General features: G+C 70.2%; 17 protein-coding genes and 1 pseudogene. 9 read left to right on the top strand and 9 right to left on the bottom strand.

The annotated features are described in order from the left end of the window. Positions 1-258: 258 nt before the first annotated feature. Positions 259-4,425, bottom strand: a complete 4,167-nt coding sequence (locus DR046_RS16315) for a calcium-binding protein (RefSeq protein WP_115383458.1) — start codon at positions 4,423-4,425, stop codon at positions 259-261. Between the two features lie 270 nt (positions 4,426-4,695). Next, positions 4,696-4,869, bottom strand: a pseudogene (locus DR046_RS16310) (transposase); the annotation flags it as partial. A gap of 222 nt (positions 4,870-5,091) precedes the next feature. On the opposite strand from DR046_RS16310, the gene DR046_RS16305 reads away from it, so the two are divergent. Both DR046_RS16305 and DR046_RS16300 read left to right on the top strand, forming a co-directional pair. Then, the gene (locus DR046_RS16305; protein ID WP_115383457.1) at positions 5,092-6,258 is read left to right on the top strand and encodes a nucleotide sugar dehydrogenase; all 1,167 of its coding nucleotides are present in this window, start codon (positions 5,092-5,094) and stop codon (positions 6,256-6,258) included. A 7-nt stretch (positions 6,259-6,265) separates the two neighbouring features. Beyond that, positions 6,266-7,099 carry an ABC transporter permease gene (locus DR046_RS16300; protein WP_245190977.1) on the top strand — a complete coding sequence of 278 codons (834 nt, stop codon included), beginning with the start codon at positions 6,266-6,268 and terminating at the stop codon, positions 7,097-7,099. A 244-nt stretch (positions 7,100-7,343) separates the two neighbouring features. Here the strand turns inward: DR046_RS16300 and DR046_RS24910 are convergent, their stop codons facing one another. The 7 genes from DR046_RS24910 to DR046_RS16265 all read right to left on the bottom strand — a co-directional run bounded on the left by DR046_RS24910 (position 7,344) and on the right by DR046_RS16265 (position 13,563). Then, the gene (locus DR046_RS24910) at positions 7,344-7,604 is read right to left on the bottom strand and encodes an integrase core domain-containing protein (RefSeq protein WP_115383455.1); all 261 of its coding nucleotides are present in this window, start codon (positions 7,602-7,604) and stop codon (positions 7,344-7,346) included. Positions 7,605-7,834: 230 nt separating this feature from the next. Beyond that, positions 7,835-8,710 carry a glucose-1-phosphate thymidylyltransferase RfbA gene (gene rfbA / locus DR046_RS16290; RefSeq protein ID WP_115383454.1) on the bottom strand — a complete coding sequence of 292 codons (876 nt, stop codon included), beginning with the start codon at positions 8,708-8,710 and terminating at the stop codon, positions 7,835-7,837. 37 nt (positions 8,711-8,747) lie between these two features. Then, a complete protein-coding gene (rfbD, locus tag DR046_RS16285; protein WP_115383453.1) occupies positions 8,748-9,593 on the bottom strand; it encodes a dTDP-4-dehydrorhamnose reductase in 846 nt (281 codons plus the stop codon). Further along, positions 9,590-10,639 carry a dTDP-glucose 4,6-dehydratase gene (gene rfbB / locus DR046_RS16280; protein WP_115383452.1) on the bottom strand — a complete coding sequence of 350 codons (1,050 nt, stop codon included), beginning with the start codon at positions 10,637-10,639 and terminating at the stop codon, positions 9,590-9,592. The genes rfbD and rfbB overlap by 4 nt, the downstream gene beginning before the upstream one ends. Then, positions 10,636-11,232, bottom strand: coding sequence for a dTDP-4-dehydrorhamnose 3,5-epimerase (gene rfbC, locus DR046_RS16275; RefSeq protein WP_115383451.1), 597 nt, complete (start codon positions 11,230-11,232; stop codon positions 10,636-10,638). The genes rfbB and rfbC overlap by 4 nt, the downstream gene beginning before the upstream one ends. An 85-nt stretch (positions 11,233-11,317) precedes the next feature. Next, the gene (locus DR046_RS16270) at positions 11,318-12,337 is read right to left on the bottom strand and encodes a DUF2793 domain-containing protein (RefSeq protein ID WP_115383450.1); all 1,020 of its coding nucleotides are present in this window, start codon (positions 12,335-12,337) and stop codon (positions 11,318-11,320) included. A 233-nt stretch (positions 12,338-12,570) separates the two neighbouring features. Further along, positions 12,571-13,563 carry a replication initiator protein A gene (locus DR046_RS16265; protein WP_115383449.1) on the bottom strand — a complete coding sequence of 331 codons (993 nt, stop codon included), beginning with the start codon at positions 13,561-13,563 and terminating at the stop codon, positions 12,571-12,573. 394 nt (positions 13,564-13,957) lie between these two features. Between DR046_RS16265 and DR046_RS16260 the strand changes: the two genes are divergently transcribed. The 7 genes from DR046_RS16260 to DR046_RS16230 all read left to right on the top strand — a co-directional run. Next, positions 13,958-15,391 carry an AAA family ATPase gene (locus tag DR046_RS16260; protein ID WP_115383448.1) on the top strand — a complete coding sequence of 478 codons (1,434 nt, stop codon included), beginning with the start codon at positions 13,958-13,960 and terminating at the stop codon, positions 15,389-15,391. 27 nt (positions 15,392-15,418) lie between these two features. After that, complete coding sequence (locus DR046_RS16255; protein ID WP_115383447.1) at positions 15,419-16,414, top strand: ParB/RepB/Spo0J family partition protein; 996 nt, start codon at positions 15,419-15,421, stop codon at positions 16,412-16,414. 448 nt (positions 16,415-16,862) lie between these two features. After that, positions 16,863-18,281 carry a hypothetical protein gene (locus tag DR046_RS16250; RefSeq protein WP_115383446.1) on the top strand — a complete coding sequence of 473 codons (1,419 nt, stop codon included), beginning with the start codon at positions 16,863-16,865 and terminating at the stop codon, positions 18,279-18,281. 171 nt (positions 18,282-18,452) lie between these two features. Continuing rightward, on the top strand, positions 18,453-20,543 hold the full coding sequence (locus DR046_RS24685; RefSeq protein ID WP_115383445.1) for a calcium-binding protein: 2,091 nt from the start codon (positions 18,453-18,455) through the stop codon (positions 20,541-20,543). Between the two features lie 240 nt (positions 20,544-20,783). Continuing rightward, the gene (locus DR046_RS16240; RefSeq protein WP_115383444.1) at positions 20,784-22,283 is read left to right on the top strand and encodes a tetratricopeptide repeat protein; all 1,500 of its coding nucleotides are present in this window, start codon (positions 20,784-20,786) and stop codon (positions 22,281-22,283) included. Between the two features lie 56 nt (positions 22,284-22,339). Next, positions 22,340-22,495: a hypothetical protein gene (locus DR046_RS16235; protein ID WP_370816299.1), complete on the top strand. Its 156-nt coding sequence runs from the start codon at positions 22,340-22,342 to the stop codon at positions 22,493-22,495. A gap of 123 nt (positions 22,496-22,618) precedes the next feature. After that, a partial coding sequence (locus tag DR046_RS16230) for a transposase family protein (protein ID WP_135227316.1) occupies positions 22,619-22,913 on the top strand: 295 nt, incomplete at its 3' end.

The following is a 22,913-nucleotide window of genomic DNA, read 5'->3' as shown; positions in this document are numbered from 1 at the left end:
ATGATCTGCATCAGCGCAAGGTTCCCGGCGCTCTCGCCCGCCGGTCGGCGGTAGAACGCGGACCGCGGGATCGACAGCAGTCGGCACTGTACGGCGACCGACAGGCGCGGATGATCCTTGTCGAGGACCGCCCGCCTGGAAGGCTGAGATGTCAGGCCAGAAGGACAGATAAACCTTTTGAATGGAAAAAAAACCCTTCTTTCAGGCGAGACCCTGAGGCGCAGAGCCGTGCCATCGCGCGACCTTGGGCGCGCACGATCAGATCAGGAAGATATCCGAGGCGTCGAGATTCGGGTTGCCCGACAGGATCGCGATCAGGAGCGGGTTGCCGGAGCCATTGCCATCGACATCGATGGACAGGTGGCCATTGCCCGGGTCGTAGAGCACCCGGTCGCCCCGATCCTGCGCCTCCCCCGTCCCTGAGAATGCCCCCGCAGGCATGGCGCCCGAGGGGAAGAGCCCGTTCGGGATGTCGAGCACGATCCGGTCCTGGCCCACCGTGAAGTCGGTGATTTGGTCCACGCCCTGGAAGGCATCGCCCGGCACGTTGAAGACGAACTGGTCGCGCCCCGCACCGCCGGTCAGCCGGTCCAAGCCCGCCCCGCCCGACAGCACGTCGCCGCCGCCGCCGCCGCGGAGTACATCGTTCGCGGCCCCGCCCGTGATCTCGTCGGCGCGTGCCCCGCCGGTGACGTTGCCGCCCGTCCGATCGGTGAGCGTGACCGCGTTCTCGGCGCCGTCCGACAGCCGGATCGCCCGCCCCCCGTCGAGGAACAGGGTCTGGGTCTCGCCCAGCCCCTCGGCCCGCAGGGTCACGGTCTCGCCAGCATCGCCCACCATCAGCGTCAGCTCGTTTGCGTCGGACTGCGCCACCAGCGAGGAAATGACGGTCAGATCGGCCCGGTCCAGGCCCGAGACGTCGAAGGCGTCGACGCCGGTGTAGCGGCCCGTGGTGTGGAACGGGTCAAGCAGGCTGGAGACACGCAGCGTCACCTCGTCGAAGCCCGTCCCGGCGGCCAGCGAGAAATCCGCCGCCTCCAGATGGTGGCGTGAGATGCCGATCCGGTCGTCCGCGCTGCTGCCCATCAGGGCCTTGTCCGCGGCCTTGGCATCCTCGTCCAGGCCACGCACCTCCGCCGCCTCGAGGACCACGTTCGCCCGGGTCAGGTCCGACGGCTCCAGACCGTTCAGGCGGATCTCGCCCTGGCCGCCGAGGAACAGGGCCGTCCCGGCCTCGCCCCGGCCGACGCGCAGCTGGTCGAAATCGGTGAAGCCCGTGCCGCGCAGCACCAAGACGTCGCCTCCCCGCCCGGCCTCGAAGTCGAGGATCGTGTCGGTGCCGTCATACAGTGTCCAGACGAAGCGGTCCGAGCCCCCGCGCCCCTCCAGGGTGTCGCCTTCGGTGCCCCCGACGAGGGTGTCGTTACCGGCTCCGCCGGTCAGCTTGTCGTTCCCGACGCCGGTGGACAGATAGCCGCCCGCGTCGTTGGCCGTGATCTCGTCCTGACGCTCCCCCGTCTCGGCATGGAGGAAGGTGACGTCGTTCTCCTCGATGGTGGGATAGGGATGCTTGGGGAAGATGCCCGAGCTGACAGCCATCCACTGCGGCAGGACTCCGGCGGGATAGTCCATGACCATGCGGTTCACGAGGATGGTGTTGTCGGCGTCGGGACTGCCGTGGAAGTTGATGTCGCGGTCGATGAAATCCGCCTGGATGTAGTTGTAGTGCTCGGCATTGGAGGCCGAGAACTCGATCGCGTGGCGCGCGCCGTAGGATTCGAGCCCCGTCAGCCGGTTTGAGAACGACTCGTTGAACTCGAAGTGGATCCCGTTCGACCCCCCCTTGTTGAACGAACCGTCGACGGTCAGGTTCTCGCCCACCACCTCGTGGCTGCGCTGCAGCCGGAAGCCGCTGGAGGGCATGTCGAGGATGGTGATGTCGCGCAGGCTGGACCGGGTGACGCTGTCGAACGCCAGGGCGCTGGCATTGGCCCAGGCATCCCTGGTGTTAGTGAAGTCGTAGGTGTCGGCCCGGCCCCACCGTCCCTGGATGGTGAAGTCCGAAAGATGCACCTCGGACAGCATCAGCGATTTCCGCGTCTCCGCGATCCCGGCGGCGAAATCGTAGGTCACCGGATCGGCCAGGGTGACGGTGTTGCCGTCGACCGCTTCGATGCGGGACCGGAACTCCCGCAGCCAGGTGCGATCCTCCTGGCCGCCGAGCTGGGGATCCCAGCCGGTATTGCCGGTCTCGGCCAGCCATGCGTCGTCATTGGGCTGGGTGACGAAGAGGATGTCGCCCACCTTCAGGCCGTGGCCGGCCTGCAGTGCGACGCTGCGATCGCCCTCGGCCGCGTCTCGGGCCAGCACGCCCAGCTTCTCGTCGACATTCTCGGGCGTGACCAGAAAAGCATTGTTCTGGCCGTTGCTGGCATCGCTGTCGGAGATGCGGTTGACGAAGACGGTCTCGCCCTCTCCGGCGCCCTGCACGGTGATGTTCGAGCGGTTGATGACGAACGGGGCGGTGAAGTCGAAGGTCCCCGCCGCGAAGGTGATGACGGTGCCGTCCGGGGCCTCGTCCAGCAGCGGCTGCACCGCCGAGAGCGGCGCGTCGGCCTCGATCCGGAAGCGGTCGTCGCGCTGGCCCGCGACGAGGAAGTCGTCGATGCCGAAGGTCCGGCCCGCCGCGCCCTTCAGCACCAGCTCGAAATCGTCGGCGATGAGGGTGACGTCCCCGTTCGAGAAGGAGAGGTCGACATCCTTGCGGCCGCGCACCGAGGTCGCCGAGAGGTCGATCCGCTCCAGGTAGTTCGTGGTATCGAAATCGGTGATCGTGATCCGGCCCGCGCCGGGCGAGACGACATAGGTGTCGAAGCCGCCGCCGCCGGTGACGGTCACGTCGCCGTCGCCGCCCAGCAGGAAGGTGTCGCGGTCCTCGCCGCCGATCAGCGTGTCCTCGCCGCCCCCGCCCGAGATCGTGTCGTGGCCCAGGCCGCCCTCGATCCGGTCGGCGCGGGCGCCGCCGGCGATGATGTCGGCATAGTCGCTGCCGACCACATGGCCGCCGATCGCGTCCGAGATGGTGACAGCCTGCCCCTCCTCGGAGCCGAGATCGACCCGGCCCGTCCCCTCGACGAAGACGGTGTCCGGGGGGGCGACGGCGTCCAGCGACAGCGGGGCCGTGCCGTGGCGGAGGGTCAGGGTGCCGTCGCTCGACCGCTCCAGCATGACGGGGTCGACGATGAAGCGGTGGTTGCCCGTGGCGCCCGACAGGTCGACGATCTCGATGCCGGACATTCCCTCCAGCCGGCCGATCGACATCGAGCGGTCCTCGCCGTCGAAGCGCAGCGTGTCGATGCCGGGGCCGCCATCGAACCGATCCTCGGCCGTGAGCTTGCCGAGCCTGCCCGACAGCTCGAAAATCTGGGAGCCCTCGCCGCCCTGGAAGGTGTCGGCCGCGTCCGTGAACGAGAAGTCCGCCTCGGCGATCAGGGCCTCGGCCAGCGAGACCGTGGGCTGGCCCGCGAAGGCGAAGGACCGGCCTGTCAACTCGTCCGGGTCGACCCCTTCGAGCAGCAGGGTCGTGTCGTCGATGGTGAGGCGGGCGCCGCTGGCGAACGGGGAAATTGTCATGTCACCGAACCTCAACCCGTCGAAGGCGGCGAGGTCAATCTGCTCGTAGGGATCTGCAACGTCGAAATCCGTGATCGTGATGCTGGAGCCGATCCCGACGATGAAGACATCGGCATCCGCGCCGCCGCTGAGAATGTCGGCGCCACCGCCCCCCTCGATCAGGTCGAAGCCCGCCCCGCCCGAGATCGTGTCGTCGCCGGCTCCGCCATGGAGATCGTCGTGGCCGTCGCCGCCCTCGATCAGGTCGTCGCCTTCATTTCCGCGCAGCAGGTCGTTGCCCAAGAATCCCCGCAGCCGATCGCCGCCGCTGCCGCCCAGGATCGTGTCGGTCCGCTCCCCGCCCAGGATGTCGCCCGCCACTCCGTCGGCCACGGCGACGATCTGGTGAGTGTCTTCCAGTTCGACCGGGCCGGTGCCGTCGAGCACATAGCCCGCGCGCGGCGCGCTCATCCCGCGCAGGTCCAGCACCATCGGCGCGTCGCCGAAGACCAGACGGAGGGTCCCGTCGTCGGACTGCGCGAGCAGGGCGTCACCGCCCGTCACGCGCACCTCGTCGGCGGCGGTCATGTCGATCACGTCGAGCCCGGTCGTGCCTGCGAAACGCGGGGCAGCGAGGCTGAGGAAGCCGGTCCGCTCCATGATCAGGGTGTCGATGCCCGCGCCGAGGTCGAGCACGTCGTCGCCCTGGAAGTTGGCGTTGTTCGGGGGCGCCGAGACGACATCCGCGTCCTCCGTTCCCCGGACCGTGTCGGCTTCGGAGGTCAGGCGGGCGGTCAGGTCTGTCGGGTCCATGCAATGCTCCGGGCTACGGGGGGTGGGGGCCAGTCCGGCCCCATTCCAGGAAACCGAATAGTCGCCGCAGGTTAACGGATTCTCTGCAACGTGGTGAAAACTGCGCTCCGGATGGCAGGAAAACGTGGCGAAGTTGTGCCGGATTCTTCCTGTAACAGGCTGCTGAAGAAAGAAGATACGAGGGATGGGTTCCCGCGTTTGCTGCCGTGGAGGTGGTGCGCCCAGCCTCCTTTTCCTGGTGGCGGGCGCTTGGGATTCTTTCTTCCGCCGTCACCCGGGAAGCAGGCGGGGCAACCGGGCGAGGTTGTTGGCGGCCATGGTCAGGATGAAGCGGGAGCGGACCCGTTCGAGGCCGCGGTAGACGGTCTGGGCCATGCCGCCTGTGGTCTTGGCCCATCCGAAGGGCTCCTCGATGCGCTTTCGGTGCTTCTGGGACAGGGCGTAGGCTGCCCGCGTCGCCGCGGACAGGGGGGCGGGTGGCGGCGCGGAAAGCCTCCGGGTCGGCGGCGACCAGGTCGCCCAACCCGGAGGCGACCAGGTCGGCCAGGATGCTTGCGGGCACGGTGCCGCCCTCCGCCATCCTCCGCCGAAGTTTCCGCTTGCGCGCCCGGGCCGGGATCGGTTTGACCCGGGACCGGAAGACGGATTTCCAGGAAAGGGATTGTCATGAAGATCGCTGTCGCCGGGATCGGCTATGTCGGACTGTCGAACGCCGTCCTGCTGGCGCAGAACCATGCCGTCACGGCGCTCGATCTCGACGAGGCCCGCGTGGCCGGGCTCAACGACGGGCAGAGCCCGATCGTCGACCCCGACATCGAGCGCTTCCTCGCCAACGGGACGCTCGACCTGCGCGCCACGACCTCGCCCGAGGAGGCCTATACCGACGCCGACTTCGTGATCGTCGCGACGCCCACCAACTACGACACCGCGACCAACCATTTCGACACCTCCTCGGTCGAGACGGTGATCCGCCAGGCCGCCGCCGTGGCGCCGGGCTCCACGATCGTGGTGAAGTCGACGATCCCGGTGGGCTTCATCCGGGACGTGCGCGCGCGGCTGGGCGTGACGAACGTGATCTTCAGCCCCGAATTCCTGCGCGAGGGCCGGGCGCTGCACGACAACCTCCACCCGTCGCGCATCGTCGTGGGCGAGCGTTCGGACCGCGGCCGCGCCTTCGCCGACCTGCTGCTCGAGGGGGCGGTGACGAAGGACGTCCCCGTCCTGCTGACCGACCCCTCCGAGGCCGAGGCGATCAAGCTCTTCGCCAATACCTACCTCGCCATGCGGGTGGCCTATTTCAACGAGCTCGACAGCTACGCCATGTCCCACAACATGGACGCGCGGCAGATCATCGACGGGGTCGGCCTCGATCCGCGGATCGGCAAGCACTACAACAACCCCTCCTTCGGCTATGGCGGCTACTGCCTGCCCAAGGACACCAAGCAGCTTCTGGCCAACTACGCCGCCGTGCCGCAGAACCTGATGGCCGCCATCGTCGAGGCCAACCGCACCCGCAAGGACTTCATCGCCGACCGCATCATCGCGCGGGCGCCGAAGACGGTGGGCGTGTTCCGGCTGGTGATGAAGGCGGGGTCGGACAATTTCCGGCAATCGTCGATCCAGGGGATCATGAAGCGGCTCAAGGCCAAGGGGATCGAGGTCATCGTCTTCGAGCCGGCGCTGGAGGAGGACGACTTCTTCAACTCGGAGGTCCTGCGCGACCTCGAGGCGTTCAAGGCCCGCGCCGACGTGATCGTCGCCAACCGGATGTCGGCGGAGCTCTCGGATGTCGAGGACAAGGTCTTCACCCGGGACCTGTTCGGGTCGGACTGAACCGGTGGTGGCGGCCCCCGAGACCCCCCGGAAGGCGGACGCGCCGGGCAGGCTGCGCGCCACCTCGCGGCAGCTGCCCTTCTCGGGGCCGCGCACGGTGCTGGCGCTGATCCTGCGCGAGATGTCGTCGAGCTACGGGCGCTCGCCCGGGGGCTATGCCTGGATCGTGCTGGAGCCGATCCTGGGCATCCTGTTCCTGTCGGCCTTCTTCGCGATGGTCGGCTTCCGGACGCCGCGGCTGGGCACGAACTTCGCGATGTTCTTCGCCACCGGCATCCTGCCCTTCACGATGTATCTCGACATCAGCGGCAAGACCGCCCAGGCGATCAACTATTCCAGGTCGCTGCTGGCCTATCCCAGGGTCACCTATATCGACGCGATCGTGGCGCGGGTGCTGCTGGCGCTGCTGACGCAGCTTCTGGTCGGCGCGGTGCTGCTGACGGCGATCCGGATGATGTTCGAGACCCGGACGATCGTGGTCATCGACCGGATCCTGCTGTCCTACGCGATGGCGGCGTCGCTGGCGGTGGGGGTGGGGCTTCTGAACTGCTTTCTGATGACCCAGTTCCAAATCTGGCAGCGGGTCTGGGGCATCCTCAACCGGCCGCTCTTCTTCGTGTCGGGGATCATCCTCATCCCCGAGCAGATCCCCCCGCCCTGGAACGAGCGCTTCCTGTGGAACCCGCTGGTCCATGTCACCTCCGAGATGCGGGCGGGCTTCTACGTGGGCTACGACGCGGCCTATGTCGATCCGGGCTACGTCTTCGGGCTCTCGCTGGTGCTGGGGCTGACGGGGCTCGTGTTCCTCAAGCGCTACCACCGCGACATGCTGGAGCTGTAGGGGACTGACCGGCCGGAAAGGGCTCGACCCATCTTCGCGGCATGGCTTTCGCTACGGCAGATGTCGTGCGCTCCGTAAGCCTCCGGCCTGACTGCCCTGCCTGAGCCGCTAGCGTGGCCATAGCGTCCATCAGGTATTTGGTCCCGGCATGTGGTGGCGTGGATCGATTTTGAACCGGGTCGGTTCCTCGATCCAGCATTTGACGATGTGTTCATATGGCGTGAGGTGCTGTGACCTCCGACGTTCATTCAGCTGAAACCGGAGCCGGTGGTTGGCCATCGCGCGTATGCGCGGACGGAGCAATGGGCGATCGGCGCAGCGTTTCAGCTGCGCGGAGCCGATCGGCCATTGAGGTGAGTTGGGCGGCAAACGCCATCGGGGTCAGGGAGCCGAGGGCCGAGTGGGGCCGCTCGGTGTTGTAGGTCCGGACCCAGTCGCCGATAGCCTGGCGGGCGTGATCGATGCCGAGGAACAGGGGCTCGTTGAGGAGTTCGTCGCGCCTCATCGAGGGCTTCTACGACACGTCGCGCCGCCACTCGTCCATCGGCTAGGTGCGCAGGAACGTTTCACCCTGAAGTGCAACGCCGGTTTCTCTCTGGTGTTGCTATGTCTTGTGCATAGCCAGTTGAAAACACGGTCTTTCGAAACAGCCGTCTCCGTCCGTCCTGCCCCCCACCGTCTTCGGAACGACAGACCGGACGCTCCCCGAGCAAAGTTTGGCGTCACCGCAATCCGCTACTCCCGCGCGAGCGCGGCCAGATACTCCCCGTAGGCGTTCTTGCCGAACTTTCCCGCCCGCGCGACGAGCGCCTCGCGGTCGATCCAGCCCTGGCGGTAGGCGATCTCGTCCGGCGATCCGGTCTGCAGCCCCTGCCGCGCCTCGAGCGTGCGCACGAAGTTGCCCGCGTCCAGAAGCGAGCCGTGGGTGCCGGTGTCGAGCCAGGCATAGCCCCGGCCCATCCGCTCCACCGAGAGCAGCCCCTCGCCGAGATACATCTCGAGCAGCGTCGTGATCTCCAGCTCGCCGCGGGCCGATTTCTCGACCCGCGCCGCGCGTCTCGGCGCCTCCCCGTCGAGGAAGTAGAGCCCGGTGACGGCGAAGTTCGACGGCGGCACCTCAGGCTTCTCGACGATCGCCTTCGCGCGGCCCTCGGCGTCGAAATCGACCACGCCATAGCGCTCGGGATCGGCGACGCGGTAGCCGAAGACGGTGCCGCCCTCGGTCTTGGCGTCGGCGCGGGCCAGCATCTCGGGCAACCCGTGGCCGAAGAAGATGTTGTCGCCCAGAACCAGCGCGGAAGGATGCCCGGCGAGGAAGTCCTCGGCCAGCAGATAGGCCTGCGCCAGCCCCTCGGGCGCGGGCTGTTCGACATAGGTGAAGGCCATCCCCCATTGGCTGCCGTCGCCCAGGGTGCGCTTGAACTGCTCGGCATCCTGCGGCGTGGTGATGATGCAGACCTCGCGGATGCCGCCCAGCATCAGCACCGAAATGGGGTAGTAGATCATCGGCTTGTCGTAGACCGGCAGAAGCTGCTTCGACACGCCCAGCGTGATCGGGTAGAGCCGCGTGCCCGAGCCCCCGGCCAGAATGATGCCCTTGCGGTTGGTCATGAAGGAAGATCCTCGAAACGGTGTGTTGAAAGCTCTGTCAGGCGGCGCCCAGTTCGGCCAGAACCGCGTCGAGCCCCGCGCGCCAGTCGGGCGGGGCGATGCCGTGGTCGCGCATCAGCTTCGCGCCGTCCATCCGGGAATTGAGCGGGCGCGCGGCGGGCGTCGGGTAGTCGGCCGAGGGGATGCCGGTGACCTCGACGCGGCGCCCGGCCCTCCGAAACGTTTCGCATGCGAAACGCTGCCAGGAGACATGGGGCTGCCCGCCGTAGTGATAGGTCCCGCCCGGCGCGCCCTGCCTCAGCCTTTCGGCGAGGGCGAGCAGCGTCGCGGCGATGTCGGCGGCGGGGGTCGGCCCGCCGATCTGGTCGTCGACGACCGTCAGCGCGTCGCGCGTCTCCGACAGCCGCAGCATCGTCTTCACGAAGTTCGTCCCGTGGGCCGAGAACACCCAGGAGGTGCGCAGGATGAGGTGCTGGCCGCCGACGGCGCGTACGGCCTCCTCGCCGGCGAGCTTGGTTCGACCATAGGCGCCGAGCGGCGCGACTGGGTCATCCTCCGTCCAGGGCCGCTCGCCCGAGCCGTCGAAGACGTAGTCGGTCGAGACGTGCAGGAAGGGGATGGCGGCCTCGGCGCAGGCCCGCGCCATCGCGCCGGGGGCCTCGGCGTTGACGAGACGGGCGGTCGCCTCGTCCTCTTCCGCCTTGTCGACGGCCGTCCAGGCGGCGGCGTTGATCACGACCTCCGGGGCGCGCTCGCGGATCGCGGCGGCACACGCCCCGGGGTCCGTCAGGTCGGCCTGCTCGCGCCCGAGGAAGGTGGCGCCCGGCGCCTGCCGCCCGAGTTCGGTCGCGACCTGCCCGGTCCTGCCGAAGACGAGGATCATGCCGTCACGCCCAACCTGTGACCCACGCCCTGCCGGTCCTGAAGCGCACGCCACCAAGGCTCGTTGGCGAGATACCAGTCGACGGTGCGGGCGAGCCCCTCCTCGACCGTCACCGAGGGCGTCCAGCCCAGCTCCTCGCGGATGCGGGTGGCGTCGATGGCGTAGCGCGCGTCGTGGCCGGGGCGGTCGGTGACGAACTCGATCTGGTCGGCATAGCTGCCCTGCCCCTTCGGCCGCGTCCGGTCGAGGATCGCGCAGAGCGCCCGCACCAGCTCCAGGTTGGTCCGCTCGTTGTCGCCGCCGATATTGTAGGTCCGGCCCACGCGGCCCCGCGCCAGCACCAGAAGCAGCGCCGTGGCGTGGTCTTCCACGAACAGCCAGTCGCGCACGTTCGACCCGTCGCCGTAGATCGGCAGCGGCCTGCCCGCCAGCGCGTTCAGGATCACCACCGGGATCAGCTTCTCGGGGAAGTGGAACGGGCCGTAATTGTTCGAGCAGTTGGTCACCAGCACCGGCAGCCCATAGGTCTCGTGCCAGGCGCGGACCAGATGGTCGGAGGCCGCCTTGGAGGCTGAATAGGGGCTGCGCGGGTCGTAGGGCGTCGCCTCGGTGAACTTCACGGACCTGTCGGGCGGCAGCGAGCCATAGACCTCGTCGGTCGAGATGTGGTGGAAGCGGAAGCCCTGCGGCTTGCCCTGCCCGGCCCAATATGCGCGCGCGGCCTCCAGCAGGGTATAGGTGCCGTGGACATTGGTCTCGACGAAGGTGCCCGGCCCGTCGATCGAGCGGTCGACATGGCTCTCGGCCGCGAGATGCATCACCGCGTCCGGCGCATGGGCGGCGAAGATCCGGTCGAGCGCGGCGCGGTCGCGGATATCGGCCTTCTCGAAAGCGTAGAGCGGGCTGTCCGCCACCAAGGCCACATTGTCGAGACAGGCCGCATAGGTCAGCGCGTCGAGGTTCACGACATCGTGGCCCGCCGCCACCGCCTGCCGCACCACCGCCGAGCCGATGAAGCCCGCGCCGCCCGTGACGAGGATCCTCATGACGATTCCTTCAGAGAGTTCGGGCCTTCCCAGGGGAACGGCCCCTCGTAGACGAAGGGCGAGTCGAAATCGTCGAGGGCCTGCGCCTTCGCGTCCTTCTCCGACAGGACCGGGTCGCCCCCGATCCCCCAGTCGATGCCGCAGCCGTCCCAATGCACCGCCCCGTCGCATTCGGGCGAATAGATGTCCGAGCACTTGTAGACGATCTCGGTGTCGGGCTCGCGGGTGACGAAGCCGTGCAGGAAGCCCACCGGGATCAGCAGCTGGCGGCCGTTCTCGAAGCTCAGCTCCTCTCCGACCCACTGCCCGTAGCTGGGCGAGCCGCGGCGCACATCCACCGCCACGTCGAAGAGCCGCCCGCGCCCGCAGCGCACCAGCTTGGCCTGCGCCCGGGGGGGCGACTGGAAATGCAGCCCGCGCAAAGTGCCCGGCATCCGCGACAGCGAATGGTTGTCCTGCACGAAGTCGATCTCGATCCCGTGCTCGGCCAGGCGCGGGCGCGACCAGCTCTCAGAAAAGAAGCCGCGCGCATCGCCGTGGCGGGCGGGCTCGATCAACAGGACGCCCGGCAGGGCGGTTTCGGTGACCTTCATGTCGGCTCCCGGATGGCTTCGTCGCGCCCCGGGGCCTAGCGCGCCACGGCGCGCCTGTCAGGTGCTAAAACGCCGGCACGCGGCCTCAGGCAAGGTAGCTTGCGCGCAGGTGGAAGCGGTCGGTCTGCCGCGCCTCGCCCGCGCCGGTGTGGAAGACGAAGCCGTAGAGCCTTCCGTCCGAGCCGACCCCGCCCGAGACCAGCGAGACCTGCGCATTGCCGATATGGCGGTAGACGAAGCCGGTCACCCCGCCCTGGTCGATCGCCGAGGCCGAGCTGTCGCGCGGCGCAAAGGGCAGCCCGTCGAGCGAGAAGGTCGATTTCTGCGTGAACTCCACCGCCGGCACACCGGCGAAGTCGATCCCCATCTGCAGGGTCACGAGCGGGCCGACCTTCCACCACCAGGCATAGACGGCGGTCAGGCCCGTGGCCGCGGCGAGATCCCCGCCGGCGGTGGTGCCCAGCACCGGCGTCCAGCTTCCATGCGAGGCCGGGACGTCGACCCGCCCCGTGGCCGGGTCGATCGCGAGCCCCGTCTCCCAAGCCGCGCCGTCGGCGCTGACCTTGACCGAGAAGGCGTCCGAGCCGGAAAGCCCCATCTCGGCGCGGCCCGACCAGCCGGTCTGGAACAGCAGGCTGGCGGTGTCCGGGGCGGCGGCCTTGTTGACCTTGACCTGGTGGCCCGCGCCCTCATGGGTCAGCAGCGTGGCGGGGGCCGAGACGGCGAGGCGGTTGGTCGCGTCGGCCTCGGCGTTCACGCCGAGGCGGCCGGGCCGGGCCCAGGCCGCGCCGTCGAAGACGAGATCGGCGCCGAGCGCCAGCACATGCACCCGCCAGCCCGCGCGCGGGCTGCGGAAATCCCAGCCGCCGTTCGAGAAGAGGGCCAGCGCCCCCTCCCGCCCGGCCCAGGCGCCGGTGGCGGGGCCGGCCACCAGATGGCGGTCGCCCTCGGCCGGCGCGGCGGGCGGCGCGGCCCGGTCCGCGTCGAGCGCCACCGGCTGGACCAGCGCGTCGAGCGCCACCACCGCCTCGTTATGGGTGACATGCTTCTGGGCCTGCGCCTCCTGGATGAGCGGCAGGTCGAGCAGGGGAGTGGACTGGGACATGGGACGCGCTCCGGGGCTGGGATCGGTGGTGTGGGACCGACGGTTCGGGATCGATCGGGGACCCTGCGGCGGAGCGGTTAACGGAAGATTAAGCCCCCGCGTTGCGCCGCCTGCCGGCGTCGCGCCAAGGGGGGCTCTGCCCCCCGTCGCGCAAGCGCGACTCCCCCCGGGCATATTTATGGAGCATCGAAGGGGAGGGGCATCGGCCTCGATGCGGGGGATGGGGAAGGGCGCTAGCTTCCGCCGCCCTTCCGGAGCCAGCCGAGGAAGGCGCGGTCGGGGGAGCGGAGCTTCTTGCGACCCGTCCGGTCCCAGACGCCGCGCCACTCGGCCTCCAGCGCGTGGACGTCCATGCCGGGGCGCAGGCTGCGGGCCTCGTCGCGCGCCGCCTCCGAGACCACGGGCGCGGTGGCGGGGGGCGCGGTCAGATGGGGGCGGGGGCGGACGCGCAGCACGTCGCCCTCCTCCATTTCCAGGTGGTAGTCGGGCAGCGCATCGGCCTCGGCCATGTCGCGCAGCATCTTGCGGAAGACCCGGCGCGGCGAGGCGGAGCCCGACTTGAGGTGCAGGGTCTCGACCGAGCAGCGCCAGGCCGGCTGGCGGCCGCAATGCTTGCGCGCGATCTCGTAGAGCCGGCGCTCCAGCGGCTTGCGCAGCCGGAAGTAGTCGCGGCTCAGCGTCAGCACCGACTTGGCGCAGACCGCGCGGTAGAGCCAGTCCGAGAGCGTGACCGCGACCGACACCATCCGCCCGCCGCGGGTCTTGCGCACGATCTCCCAGCTCTCGATCAGGCCGAAGCCGGTCGTGGTCTCGACGTCGCCGGTGACGATGTTCGTCGTGATGCGGGTGCCGGCCAGCCGCTCGAAGGCCTCGCGCAGCCGCCGGTAGCCGTCGCCGGAGCTTTCACGCCCCGTCGCGGCCAGCAGGTCGGCGGCCCGCAGGTGCAAGGTTCGGGCCACCGCCTTGCCTGCGTTCAGCGCGGCCATCAGCTGGCTCACGCAGAAGATCAGGATGTCCTTGTCGTGGATCGTGGCCAGCCCCTTGACCGAGGGCGTCACCGTGATCTCGGCCCCTGCATGGGCGTAGCGCAGGATGCGCAGGTCGGGCCGGGTCGCGAGCGAGAAGACCGGATGCTCCATCGTCGCCATCTCGCCCTTCGGGATGGCGTCCAGCACGTCGCAGAGGAAGAATCCCCCGGGCGGCCCCGTCACGGGGAGATCGGTCATGTGCCTGTCCTGCTCGCTGCCCCACGTCCGGTTGATCCGGCTTCGTGGTTTCGATGACGGGCAGGCTGGAGATATCCACAGGCTCCGTCAACGGAATTCGTGGCGGGGCGCGTGGTTTCGGAGTCGGAGGAACGTGGCTTCGGAATCGTCCGATCGTGGCTTCGGAATCGCCCCCTCTTCCGGGACAGGTCCGAATGTGCTTTGAAATCAGGGCGACGCGGGGCGGATCGGCAGGGGCCCGGGGCGCGTAACACATCTCTAACACATCAATAACACCACTACGTCGCGGGCCCTCCGAAGGGCATGGGACGAAAATGCTGGCATGTGCCGCGTTTTGGGGTACGCTGCCTGAAAAACGGTACATCGGCCGCAAGGCCGGGAAGAGGCAGAGAAAATGGCGAAACCGACGAAGGGCGGCCCCCTGCCCGCCTATCACGACATCGACGTCGACGCGGCCCTGGCCGAACTGGGCGCGCCCAGCGAGACCGGCGGCTTCGCCCGGATCGCCCGCGCCTGCGCCGAGGGCCGCGACGACCTCGCGGGCCGGGGCCTCGGCGAGGAGGGGCGCAAGCGGCTGCGGCTGTTCTCCACCTGGGAGATCACGCGCTACCTGATCCCGGTCGCGCAGGCCCATTTCCGCCGCGTGCTGCGCGCCAACCCGGACCTGCCGCAGGGCCGGTCCGAGACCGAGGGCGGGGCGAAGTGGTTCACCCTCGACGAGGTCCTCGCCTTGCGCGCCTTCTTCGGGGCGCAGGGCTCGAAGGCCAAGCGCTACCTGCCCTACCGCCCCGCGGGCCTGCCGGCCAAGACGGTCGCCGTCGCCAACTTCAAGGGCGGGGTCGGCAAGACCTCGACCGCCGCGCATCTCGCCATGAGCGCGGCGCTCGACGGCTACCGGGTGCTGGTGATCGACCTCGACAGCCAGGGCTCGATGACCTCGATCTTCGGCGGCCGGGTCGAGGACGAATGGGGCACCGTCTTCCCGCTGCTGGCCAGCCATTACGGCCGCCACCTGCGCGCCGCCAACCAGGGGCGGATGGACCGGGGCGAGGCGCCGATCCCGCTCGACGACACGGTGGCGGCGGCGATGGATGTCGATCCCGCGAGCCTCGTGCGCAAGACCCACTGGCCCAATATCGACCTGATCGGCGCGCAGCTGAACCTCTACTGGGCCGAGTTCCAGATCCCCGTCTGGCGGATGCAGTCGCGCGGCTGGAAACTCTGGGACGCGCTGCCCGACGCGCTGGAGGGGGCGGGGCTTCTGGACGGCTACGACATCGTCCTGCTCGATACGCCGCCGGCGCTCGGCTACCTGACGATCAACGGGCTGGCGGCCGCCGACATCCTGCTCGTGCCGATGGGCGCGTCCTTCCTCGAATTCGACTCGACGGGCCGCTTCTTCGACATGCTCCACGCCACCTTCGCGAGCATCGAGGAGGGCGAGAACCTCGCCGCCCGGGCGCTCGGCCGCGAGGGGCTGGCCTTCCAGTGGGACGCGGTGCGGGCCGTGCTGACCCGCTACGACGGCGCGCAGCAGGGCGAGATGGCGGCGCTGATGCAGAGCTATCTCGGCTCCACGCTCAGCCCCCACCGGCAGGACTTCACCGCGCTGATCGGCCAGGCCGGAGAGCAGGTGAACGGCATCTACGAGGCCGATTACCGCGACTTCAACCGCGAGACCTATGCCCGCGGGCGCGAGACCTTCGACGAGACCTATGCCGCCTTCAAGCGGCTGCTGGTGGGGTCCTGGCGTCGCGATGAGCTGGCGCGCGAGGAAGAGGCGCGCGCTGCCTCCGAAGGGACGCAACGCATGGCCGCGCAGGCGTAAGGACGGGCGGCAGCAAGGAGACACGACATGGCCAAGCGCAAGCGCCTGCTTCCCACCCCCAGCACCCCCGACCGGATTCCCGCCGGGATCGAGACCAAGTCGACGGGGTTCCCCGCGGCGGGCGCCTCTCCCCTGCCCGCCCCCGCGGCACCGATCGCGCAGGTCGCCGGCGCCGCCTCCGAGGCGGCGGCGATGCGCGAGATGTCGGACTATCTCGCCGATGCCCGCGCCAGGGGTCTGCTGCTGACGACCCTGCCGCTCGGCAAGATCGAGCTCGCCCATCTGGAGCGCGACCGCCTGCCCGGCGGCGACGAGGAGATGGAGGCCCTGGTCGAGAGCATCCGCGCCCGCGGCCAGCAGACCCCCGTCGACGTGGCCCGCCTGCCGGGCGACCCGCGCGAACGCTACGGCCTGATCTCGGGCATGCGCCGGATCACCGCGCTGCGCCGCCTGCACCAGGAGACCGGCGAGGATCGCTTCGCCCGCGTCACCGCCCGGGTGCTGCCGCCGACGCAGGCGCCGGACGCCTATCTCGCCATGGTCGAGGAGAACGAGATCCGCGCCGACCTCTCGTTCTGGGAACGCGCGCGCATCGTGCTGAAAGCGACCGAGGCGGGCGCCTTCCCCGACGCCGCCACGGCTCTGAAACGTCTCTACGGAAGCGTTTCGCGTGCGAAACGCTCGAAGATCGGAAGCTTCGTTCCGGTGGTCGCCGCGCTCGACGGGCTGCTGCGCTTCCCGACCGCCCTGTCCGAGAAGCGCGGCCTCGCGCTGGCCCGCGCGCTGGAGGATCCGGCCACCCTGCCCCGCCTGCGGTCGGCCCTGCGGCAGGCCGTGCCCGAAAGCGCGGAGCAGGAACAGACCCTTCTCATGCGCGCGCTCGCACCCGCCGCGCCGAAGCCCCCCGCCCCGCCGGCCCCGGTGGAGATGCGGCAGGAGGGCGAGTGCCTGATCCTCAGCGGCCCCGGCGTCGATGCGGCGCTCCGGCGCGGCCTCGAGGCCTGGCTGAAGGCACGGCGATAGTCTCTAACGCCGGGGTTAGAGACTGTCGGACCACCCCCCGCGCCCGTCATGGCCGGACGCGATCCAGCCATGACGACGCCCAGGCAAACCGGCTCCATCCGGCGCGACAGACCCTTGGATCGTCCCGCCCCTTCCCTTCTTCCCTCCCGAAATATCCCCGCCGGAGGCGCACGGCCCCGCCGGGCGATCCCGCCGGGGGTGGGGCAAAACCCCCGTGTCAGAGACGCTATCAGGGACGTGCCCACCGTTTCGCATGCGAAACATTCCTCCCCCGCGGTCCCTCCGATCCGGGCTCTGCCTGCTCGCAGGCGAATAGGTCCCTCCGGACCTTTCCCGGGAATCCCGCTCACTGTTTCGCACGCGAAACATCGGGCCCCGCCGCCGCCGCGCCTTGCCTCCGCCGCGGCCCTGACGGACCTTGCGCGCGACCGACCCCGCCGGAGCCTCCATGCCCTTCGACATCCGCTTCGACACGCGCTTCGATCCGACCGGGTTCTTCGAGGCCCCGGGCGCGCGCGCCGCGCTGGAGGAGGCGGGCCGCATCTGGGAAGAGATCCTGCGCGACGACTTCGCCCCCGTCCCCGCGGGCATCGCCTTCGACATCGAGGACCCCTCGGCCTTGGGCACCACCCGCCGCATCGTCCTCGACGCACCCATCGACGATCTGCTGATCTTCGTGGGCGCCGAGGCGCTCGGCGGCGGCATGCTGGCGCTCGGCGGGCCGGACGGGTTCGGGCGGGACGGCCAGAGCCTCGGCACCGCCTATGAGGCGCGGGTCTCGGGCGATTTCCGCGGACAGGGCCCCGTGACCGATTTCGAGCCCTGGGCCGGCGGCATCACCTTCGACACCGGGACCGCCTGGTCCTTCGCCCCCGGCCCCCCCGCCCCCGGCAGCTTCGACTTCCTGTCGATCGCGCTCCACGAGATCGGGCATGTGCTGGGCTTCGGCACCGCGCCGATCTTCACCCGGCTGGCCCGGGAGGGCGGCTTCGACGGTCCGAACGCCCGGGCGGCGAACGGCGGCGTTCCGGTCCCGCTGGAGCCGGACCTGGGCCATGTCGCCGAGGGCTTCGCCGGGGACTCGGTGCTGATGGATCCGATCCTCGGCACGGGCGCGCGGTTGATGCCCACGGCGCTCGACCGCGCCATCCTGGCCGATATCGGCTGGGAGATCGCGGGCTTCGAGACGCAGGGCGCGACCCCGCCGCTGGCCACCGCCGGGGACGACGCGACCTGGGGCAGCGCCGTGGCCGATACCCTGTCGGGCGGGGCGGGGGACGACAGGCTCGACGGCGGCGCGGGCGCGGACCTGCTGATCGGCGGGCCGGGGGACGACGCCTATCTCATCGACGATCCGGGCGACTGCCTGCGCGAGCGGGCGGGCGAGGGCCGCGACACCGTCATCGCCTCCGCCGACGTCACGCTGGGCGGGGCCGAGGTCGAGGCGGTCTTCCTGACCGGGGCGGCCCCCCTGCGGGTGACCGGCAACGGCGTCGCCACGGCGATCTCGGGCAACCGGGGCGACAACCTGCTGATCGGGGGCGGGGGCGGCGACCTGCTCACCGGCAACCGCGGCGCCGACACCTTCGTCTTCCTGCGCGGCGAGTCCGGCCCGCCCGCGCGGATCGCCGATTTCGGTCCGGGCGACCGGATCGCGCTGGACGACCGGCTGTTCGGCCTGGGCGACGGCGCCATCGACGCGCGGCCCGTGACCGCGGCGCAGGTCGCGGCGGTGCTGCGGGCGGGGCAGGCGGCCTATGACGGCCGAAGCGGCACGCTTTCGGTCGCGGAGGGGGAGGGGCTGCGCGCCCTCGTCGTGATCGAGGGCGGCGGACGGATCGAGGCGGAGGACCTGCTGCTCTTCTGAGACCGTTTCGCATGCGAAACATTTCGGACCGGCGAGCGGGCTTCCCGGAAAAGGTCCGGTGGACCTTTTCGCCCGCGCGCGGGCGGAGCCCCCGATCCGCGCTTGCCTTCCGGCGCGCGGGCCGGAAACCGTGGGCAGAGCACCGAGACCCGTCCGGAGACCGCGCGCGCCATGTCCTTCGACATCCAGATCGACACCCGCTTCGATTCCAGCGGCTTCTTCGACGACCCCGCCGCCCGCGCCGCCCTCGATCGCGCCGTCGCGATCTGGGAGGACATCCTGCTCGACGAGTTCGAGGACGTCCCCGTCGGCATCGCCTTCGAGATCGACGACCCCTCGAACGCGGGCACCTCCCGGCGCGTCGTGCTGGACCGGCCCATCGACGACCTGCTGATCTTCGTCGGCGCCGAGCAGCTTGCGGGCCCGCTGGCCTTCGGCGGCTTCGACGGCACCGGCGATGGCGGCCTGAGCCTGGGCGACGCCTTCTCGGCGCGGGTCTCGGGGGATTTCCGCAGCCAGGGGCCGGTCACCGATTTCGAGCCCTGGGTCGGCACCGTCTCCTACGACACGGGCACCGACTGGTCCTTCGCGCTCGACGCGCCCGCGCCGGGCAAGGCCGATTTCGTCTCGGTCTCGCTGCACGAGATCGGGCATGTGCTGGGCTTCGGCACCGCCGCAATCTTCGACGCGATCGGGGCGGGCCGTGCCTTCGACGGGCCGAACGCCCTGGCCGTCAACGGCGGTGAGCCGATCCCGCTGCAGGCCGGGCTCGGCCATGTCGAGAACGGCTTCGCCATGGACAGCGTGCTGATGGACCCCTCGCTGACCAACGGGCGGCGGAGCCTGCCCACCGGGATCGACAAGGCGATGCTGGCCGATATCGGCTGGGAGATCGCGGGCTTCACCGCCCAAGGCGCGACCTCGCCTCTGGCCACCGAAGAGGGCGAGACGATCTTCGGCACCGTCGTGGCCGACGCCATCGACGGGCTGGGCGGCGACGACACGATCCAGGGCGAGGCCGGGGACGACGAGGTGTCGGGCGGTGCGGGGAACGACCGGCTGCTGGGCGGGGCGGGGGGCGATACGCTCGATGGGGGCGCGGGCGACGACAACCTCTCGGGCGGGACCGAGGCGGACGCGCTGCGGGGCGGCGAGGGGGCCGACGCGCTGTTCGGAGGCGATGGCGGCGACACGCTCGACGGCGGCGCGGGCGACGACACGGTCCAGGCCGGGGCGGGCGACGACCTGGTCGTGGCAGGTCTCGGCACCGATGCGCTCTTCGGGCAGGAGGGGGCGGACCTGTTCCGCTTGACCGCGGGCGGCGGGCTGGCGCGGATCCAGGATTTCGACCTCGGCTCCGAGCGGATCGAGCTTTCGGGATCGGGCTTCGCCTCGGCCGAGGCGGCGGCGGCGGCGATCGCCAAGCCCTTCGGCAACGTCTCGCGCCTGACCTTCGCCGACGGCACCGGGCTCGACGTCTTCCACGCGAGCCAGGCAGGCACGCCGCTCGACGCGACCCATTTCGTGCTGCTCGACACCCCCGGGAACCCCGGCCCGATCGAGGGCCACGAGGGCCCCGACGTGCTGATCGGCACCGCCGGCGCCGACCTGATGCTGGGCTTCGGCGGCGCCGACCGGCTGGAGGGGCGCGGGGGCGACGACACGCTCGACGGCGGGGCAGGGGCCGACACGCTCGACGGCGGCCCGGGCGACGACCGCCTTCTGGCCGGTGCGGGGGACCGCCTCGTCGAGCGCGCGGGCGAGGGCCGCGACACCGTGGTCTCGGACGCGGCGGTGGTGCTGCGCGGCGCCGAGATCGAGGCCGTCACGCTCACCGGCACCGCCGATGCCCGCGTCACCGGCAATGCGGGCGCGACCGCCATCACGGGCAATGCCGGCAACAACGTCCTGATCGGCGGCGGCGGGGCCGACAGGCTGGAGGGCGGCGCGGGCGCCGACGTCTTCGCCTTCCTGCGCGGCGACCTCGCGGGCGACCCCGCGCGCATCGTCGACTTCGGGGCGGGCGACCGGATCGCGCTGGAGGATCGGCTGTTTGGCCTCGGCGGCGAGGACATCGACATCCGCGACGTGACCCAGGCCCAGATCCGCGCCGCGCTCCAGAACGAGCGGGCCTTCTACGACACCCGCACCGGCGCCCTGTCGGTCGATCTCGACGGCCGTCGCGACGGCGAGGCCCCGACCCTGCTGGCCGTGATCGAGGGCGGCGGCCGGATCGAGGCGGAGGACCTTCTGCTGTTCTGACGGGGCTCCGCCCGTTCCCCGGCATTTCGGCACGAAATCTCCGGAGGGCGAAAAGGACCACCGGACCTTTTCCGGGAAGCTCGCTTTGGGGGCTCCGCCCGTTCGCGAGCGAAAAGGTCCACCGGACCTTTTCCGGGAAGCTCGCTCACCGTTTCGCATGCGAAACACCTGTCCGCGCCCAGTGGAAGGCGGGCGCCCGCTGCCCTATACCGCCGCCGACACGAATGACGGGAGACCCCCATGGACCGGACCGACCAGAGCGATGCCCTCGCCGAGCCGCGCCGCCATCTCGACGCGGAGGACGGCGAGAGCGCGACCATCCTTCTCGACGCGCTGCCCGCCGAGGACCGCGACAGTCCCGAGGGGCTGTTGCTGCGCGCCCGCGCCGAGGCGCTGATGGGAGCCTCCGGGCGGGCGCTCGACGCGCTGCGCCGGGCGGGCGAGGCCGGGGCCGATCCGCAGGCGGTGGACGCGGTCTACGAGGGGCTCGACCCGAAGGACCTGCCCCCGGGGCCGGAGCTTGCGCTGCTCGAATGGCTCGCCCCGCAGGTCGAGCGCTTCGCCCCCGTGCTGCGCCATGCGCGCCTGCTGGTCCGCGCGCGCCGCTTCGGCGAGGCCGAGGAGGTCGCCCGCCGGGCCACCGCGCTCAATCCCTCGAGCCCGCTCGCGCACCGGCTGGTCTATGTCTCGGTGCTGCGCTCGGACAGGCCGGAACGCGCGGTGGACGCGGTCCGCGCGGCGCTCGACAGCCCCACCAAGGATCCGGGCTACCCGGCGCTGAAGATGACGCTGGCGGGGATGGAGGTCGAGGACCGGGTGGCCCTGACCGAGGCCGTGGGCAAGCGCTGGCCCAATGCGCTCGGCAGCGCGGGGCGCGGCGGCGACCTGACCATGGCCGGAGAGGGCGCCAAGGGATCCAAGGAGCAGCGGGCCTATGGCCTCGCGCTGGACGGGCACACCGAGGAGGCGATGGCCCTCGCCCAGGAGGTCGAGGCCGAGAACGTCGGCCGCCACGCCTCGGTCCGCAAGGAGCTGGCCAGCTCGGTCATCGCCCGCGTCCCCGGCCCCGACGCCCGCCAGCGCCCGCTGGTCGAGGATGACGGGTCCGAGGTCATCCGCTCGGCCCCCTCGCAGACCGGGGTGACGCTCCTGGGCTTCACCGATCTCGCCCACCAGCTGGGCTATCCGGTCCGCTTCGTCGATGCCTTCTGCGCGGCGACGGGGGCGGCCTCCCTGTTCCTGCGCGACCATTCCTACCGGCTGTTCATCGGCGGCGTGGGGTCGCTCGCCCCCGACCGCGCCGGCACGATCGAGGCGCTGCGCCACGAGCTGGTGGCGCTGAACACCGAGCGGCTGATCGTGGTCGGCCAGTCCTCCGGGTTCAGCGCGCTCAACTACGGGCGCGAACTGGGGGCGGCAGCGATCTACGGCCTCTCGATCCCCAGCAGCATCGACCGCTTCCTGACGGGCCCGGATTCCCGCGCCCGCGCCCTGATCGGCAAGCTGCGCCGCAGCTTCCCGCCCGAGGACCTGGACCTGCGCATCATGCTGTCCGCGCTGCCGTCGCGCGCGCCGATCGAGTTGCATTACGGCGCCGACCGCGACACCGACCGCGGCCATGCCGAGGACCTGGAGGGGCTGGAGGGCGTGACGCTGCACCCGATGGAGGGCCACAACGCCCACCAGGTCATGCCGCAGCTGATCGCCGACGGGCGCTTCCAGAGGTGGCTGGAGCCCTGATGTTCTCCGCCTGACGGATGATTCCGTTTTGCTGAAGGGCGCGTCACTGTCGGGTCATGAGACGCGATGACATCTGCCTGTATCTGAGCCCCGACGACCGAGCTTACCTCGTGGCTCTGGTCGCCGACCGCAACACGCGGCGTAAGCTGGTCTGGCGTGCCGATATCGTTCTGGCGACGGCGAACGGTCACGGCACGGCGGAGATCAGGTAGCGTCCGAGCAAGTGGTGTAGTTTCAGCGCCGTCAATCGGCGTGCAAGTCTGGGTCTGGCTCGCATTTGGTGCTGCTGATCCTCGGCAGCTCTACCTTTCGGCAATCTTCACAGGAGGTTGCCGATGGTATCTGGGGTGGATCGACGGGCGCTCCTGCCCGGAGGGTTGAAGGCGGAGCGGATCGAGCTGGTCGGGGATACGGTGCTGATCCACACGCAGGCGGCAGGCGAAGCTGCGGCCTGCCCGAGATGCGGTGAGATTTCTCGTCGTGTACACAGCCGCTATCGGCGTCGTCTTGCGGATCTGCCGGCACATGGGCGCCAGGTCAGGCTCATCCTGAGTGCTCGGCGCTTTCGGTGCCCGACCTCGCTGTGCCGGACGCGGATCTTTGCGGAACGGTTCTCGCCGGCGATCGCCA

The sequence above is a fragment of the Jannaschia formosa genome (assembly GCF_003340555.1).
GTDB classification, from domain to species: domain Bacteria; phylum Pseudomonadota; class Alphaproteobacteria; order Rhodobacterales; family Rhodobacteraceae; genus Jannaschia; species Jannaschia formosa.
Note: the sequence above shows the minus strand (reverse complement) of the source record. Positions and strands in the feature narration are given on the sequence as shown.

Bases quoted from the DNA above. Each gene is read 5' to 3' on its own strand.
- DR046_RS16315 (WP_115383458.1), bottom strand. From the start codon at position 4,425: ATGGACCCGACAGACCTGACCGCCCGCCTGACCTCCGAAGCCGACACG.
- DR046_RS16305 (WP_115383457.1), top strand. From the start codon at position 5,092: ATGAAGATCGCTGTCGCCGGGATCGGCTATGTCGGACTGTCGAACGCC.
- DR046_RS24910 (WP_115383455.1), bottom strand. From the start codon at position 7,604: ATGAGGCGCGACGAACTCCTCAACGAGCCCCTGTTCCTCGGCATCGAT.
- rfbA (WP_115383454.1), bottom strand. From the start codon at position 8,710: ATGACCAACCGCAAGGGCATCATTCTGGCCGGGGGCTCGGGCACGCGG.
- rfbD (WP_115383453.1), bottom strand. From the start codon at position 9,593: ATGATCCTCGTCTTCGGCAGGACCGGGCAGGTCGCGACCGAACTCGGG.
- rfbB (WP_115383452.1), bottom strand. From the start codon at position 10,639: ATGAGGATCCTCGTCACGGGCGGCGCGGGCTTCATCGGCTCGGCGGTG.
- rfbC (WP_115383451.1), bottom strand. From the start codon at position 11,232: ATGAAGGTCACCGAAACCGCCCTGCCGGGCGTCCTGTTGATCGAGCCC.
- DR046_RS16270 (WP_115383450.1), bottom strand. From the start codon at position 12,337: ATGTCCCAGTCCACTCCCCTGCTCGACCTGCCGCTCATCCAGGAGGCG.
- DR046_RS16265 (WP_115383449.1), bottom strand. From the start codon at position 13,563: ATGACCGATCTCCCCGTGACGGGGCCGCCCGGGGGATTCTTCCTCTGC.
- DR046_RS16260 (WP_115383448.1), top strand. From the start codon at position 13,958: ATGGCGAAACCGACGAAGGGCGGCCCCCTGCCCGCCTATCACGACATC.
- DR046_RS16255 (WP_115383447.1), top strand. From the start codon at position 15,419: ATGGCCAAGCGCAAGCGCCTGCTTCCCACCCCCAGCACCCCCGACCGG.
- DR046_RS16250 (WP_115383446.1), top strand. From the start codon at position 16,863: ATGCCCTTCGACATCCGCTTCGACACGCGCTTCGATCCGACCGGGTTC.
- DR046_RS24685 (WP_115383445.1), top strand. From the start codon at position 18,453: ATGTCCTTCGACATCCAGATCGACACCCGCTTCGATTCCAGCGGCTTC.
- DR046_RS16240 (WP_115383444.1), top strand. From the start codon at position 20,784: ATGGACCGGACCGACCAGAGCGATGCCCTCGCCGAGCCGCGCCGCCAT.
- DR046_RS16235 (WP_370816299.1), top strand. From the start codon at position 22,340: ATGAGACGCGATGACATCTGCCTGTATCTGAGCCCCGACGACCGAGCT.